5 protein-coding genes are annotated in these 3,225 nt (G+C 66.9%); all 5 read right to left on the reverse strand.

The annotated features are described in order from the left end of the window. Positions 1 to 159 precede the first annotated feature (159 nt). Complete coding sequence (locus D4754_RS23625) at positions 160 to 504, reverse strand: phage head completion protein (RefSeq protein ID WP_163026048.1); 345 nt, start codon at positions 502 to 504, stop codon at positions 160 to 162. After that, the gene (locus D4754_RS23630; RefSeq protein WP_121068616.1) at positions 504 to 776 is read right to left on the reverse strand and encodes a head-tail connector protein; all 273 of its coding nucleotides are present in this window, start codon (positions 774 to 776) and stop codon (positions 504 to 506) included. The genes D4754_RS23625 and D4754_RS23630 overlap by 1 nt, the downstream gene beginning before the upstream one ends. Then, on the reverse strand, positions 773 to 1,273 hold the full coding sequence (locus D4754_RS24295) for a hypothetical protein (protein ID WP_205589706.1): 501 nt from the start codon (positions 1,271 to 1,273) through the stop codon (positions 773 to 775). Before D4754_RS24295 ends, D4754_RS23630 begins: the two co-directional genes overlap by 4 nt. Before the next feature lie 67 nt (positions 1,274 to 1,340). Further along, on the reverse strand, positions 1,341 to 2,669 hold the full coding sequence (locus tag D4754_RS23640; RefSeq protein ID WP_121068618.1) for a phage major capsid protein: 1,329 nt from the start codon (positions 2,667 to 2,669) through the stop codon (positions 1,341 to 1,343). An 11-nt stretch (positions 2,670 to 2,680) separates the two neighbouring features. Next, positions 2,681 to 3,225 (reverse strand): ATP-dependent Clp protease proteolytic subunit (locus D4754_RS23645; protein WP_205589707.1); only part of this gene is annotated, 545 nt, incomplete at its 5' end.

Consider the following 3,225-nt stretch of genomic DNA (forward strand, 5'->3'; position numbering starts at 1 on the left):
GGTCGCCCTCTGCCTCCGAAGCGCGGTCCCGCATCTTCTCCGCCAATGGCGTGGCAGATTTCTTCAGGGAACGCCGCAGGGCGCCCTTGCCCGCGGCCTGGCTCAGCTTCTCAAGCTCGCGCTCGAGTTCCCTGAACCCGGAAAGCTTCATCGTGACACTCATGTGCGATCGATCCGGGCTACGGTCGAGAATTCGAAGAACCGCAGGTCATCGACCATTTCGCGCTTGCCGGTGATCTCGTAATCAATCCCCCGGCAGGCCAGGCGGTCCCTTGATGTCACGACCTCGGTGACTTCATTGCGGCGGAGCTGGAACCGGGCGGACAGCGACGCACTGACCTCCGCCGCCTGCCAGCGCTCCGCGTCGCTGGCGTCGATCTTCCGGGCCCGCTGCGCGGTGCCGAAATCCGCGAACGTCTCCACCTCCGAGATGCCGTCATGCACGGATGTTGCCCTGCGGAACTGCACAACCTCGATCATCTGCCCCGGTCGCGGCGCCGCCATCAGCTCAGATCCCGGTATGGTTTGAGCATGTCCCGCACGCCCTCCGGCACCGGCGCCTCGCGCTCGCGATACCAGGCCGCGACCAGGAGCTTGACCGCCTGGCAACACGGCTCCGGCCATGCGCCCGGAAATTCCGTGTCGAGATCCCGGCGAATGTACGTCTGCACGAACGCTTCGGCCGCAGCCTGCAGCTCGCCCAGAAGAACGTCATCCGCCGAGAAATCGACGGCCTGGCAATACCGCTTGATATCGGCAAGCGCGAGCTGGCTCACTTGTCAGCGCCTCCCGCCGTTTTCTTGGCCTTGTCGGCCGCCGCCTTGTCGGCCGCCGCCTTGTCAGTCGCTGCCTTGTCAGTCGCCACCTTGTCAGCCGCCGCCTTCTCGGCCGCTTCCTTCTCGGCCGCCGCCTTCTCGGCCGCTTCCTTCTTCGCGGCGGCCGCGCTGGCCTTTGCCTCCCGCGCCGCGGCCTTGCCGGCATTGACGGTGGCGGCCTCTTCCGCCTCCTGCGCCAGGATCGCCGCCCGCTCGAGAACCGCCAGCGGCACCTGGGCAGGATTGGCCTCGCCCGCGATCAGCGCACGGGCCAGCGCCTCCCGGTCGGAGGCCTCTGCCTCGAGCTGCGCCTTCGTCACTTTCACCGCGAACTTGCGCTCGAGAAGCGTGCCTGCAACGTTGGCCTGAGCCGGGTTCTGCATGTCGAAGCGATAGACGACATGGGCCTGCAGGCGCCCGATCTTCGTCGCCTGCGTCCGGTTGAGTTTCAGGAGCATGATCTGCCCTCCAATAGGTCAAGAGCACGGGCGGTCCGCGCCGCCCGTGACGGGTTCAGGATCAGGATCAGGCGAAGGTGAAGTCGCCCGTGACCAGCGCCGAGCCGCGCTTCACGGCCATCGCCAGGCGCTTGATCGCGCGCATGGTCTTCATGCCTTCCACGAAGTTGGTGCCGTGCTCGCTCGAGATCTGCACCTCGGCCGCCTGCCGGTCGTAAAGCGTCGCCGCCATCATGAAGTTGCCAACCATCCACTCGCCCGCCGAATGCGTCACCGTCGGCACGACATCGGCGCCCCAGAGCATCGGCGTCTTCGACACGTTCGGATCGCCGAAGATGTAACGGCCGGTCGTATCCTTCAGCAGCTCGATCGCCGCCCAGTCGATCGGGTTCAGCGTGATCCCGGTCGTCGCATAATTGGCCAGCGCCAGCTGCAGCATGCCAAGGCGCAGGCGGTCGATCCGCGTCGTATCCGGAAGCCCCGCCGCGGCCGAGAACGCGGTCGCCTCGGTGACCAGGCCCGAGAGGTTCTGCCCGGTGCCGTCGCCCGCCAGGATCTGCGCCTCTTCCTCGAGATCGAGGCCGTAGCGCATTTCACCATCGATCGCGGATTCAAGCTGACCCGCATCCGCCAGCGCCTCGTCAGAGATGTTGGTCACATGCGCGATCTTGCGCACGTTGGCCTCGGCCTGCGTCCAGCCATAGGCGCTCTCGGGCATGGTGCCCTCTTCGGCAACCATCGCGGCGGCATTGGTGCGCAGGGTCTGCTTGGCGTACTTGACCACGTCGCTGTCAGTGGTCGCCTGCATCAGCAGCGCCCGGATCGGCAGGCGCTGGCGCGCCATGTTGACCGGCGTGCGATCCTCGGTCGGCCAGATCAGGCCGCCGCCCGATCCCCCGACCGACGTGATCGCGGCTTTCGGCTTCAGCACCAGGTTGCCGTTCAGCCCGCCGGTCACCCAGGCCTTGAGCTCGTCAGACCCGGCAAGCTCCTGCCCCACGGTCTGGGAGGGCGCACCGCCCCCGCGCCCGCCGGCGGCAACCGTCTGCTCGAGATCGAGATTGCGCGTCTCGAGTGCCTCGAGCTTGCCCTCGAGCTTCATCAGCGCGCCCGAGAGCCCGTTGAACTCCGCCAGCGCCTTGTCCGCCTTTTCCTTGGTTTCGGCGTTGAGATCACCGGCAGATTTCGCCTGCTTCAGTGCATCCTCGGCCGTCTGGCGCACTTCGTCACCGACGCGCGCCAGCTCGGATTTCACCTCGCCAAGCAGCTTTTCGACATTGCCGGCGGCGTCCATGCGCGGCGTACCGACCACGCCCGCCGGAACCCTGATCGCCCCGGCCGAGGCCGCAGCAATGATTGCGGCCGCCGAAGCGGCCGATTTGGTCATCATCTTCATTTGGTTTTTCCTCAGATGGATTTTGCCAATTGCAGGAGCGATGCGAGCTCCTGCGTCACGTCCGCGGCGCCCGGCCGCTCGTCATCCACGGCACCCGGCCGCGGGGTTTCGGCAGCGCCAGGCGTGCCGGATTTCAGGCCGCGCAGGATTTCGCGCGAGGCCGCGTTGCTCAGCCCCGCACGCCGCGCGAGAAGATCGAATTTGCGCTCGGCGCGCATGGACGCCGACGGCTCATCGCCGCCGGTGTCGAGTTGGTCGGCCGAGAGATAATCGTCGGCAAAGCCCTGTTCGATCGCCGCCGTGCCGCCGATCCATGTCTCGCGATCGAGCATGTCGGTGATCTTTTCGGGCGCGAGGCTCGAGCGCGCCGCGTAGATCTCGACCGCGGTCGCGTCGAACGGTTCCAGCCAGTCGGCCACCTCGCGCAGTGCATGACGATCGCCTGCCGCCAGGATCCACGTGTTATGGATCATCAGGAACCCGGCCCGTGCCATCCGCACGTCGTCACCCGCCATCGCGATCACAGACGCCGCCGAGGCCGCGATCCCCAGGACAT

Origin of the sequence: Chachezhania antarctica (genome assembly GCF_003646465.1) — a bacterium.
Lineage (GTDB): Bacteria > Pseudomonadota > Alphaproteobacteria > Rhodobacterales > Rhodobacteraceae > Chachezhania > Chachezhania antarctica.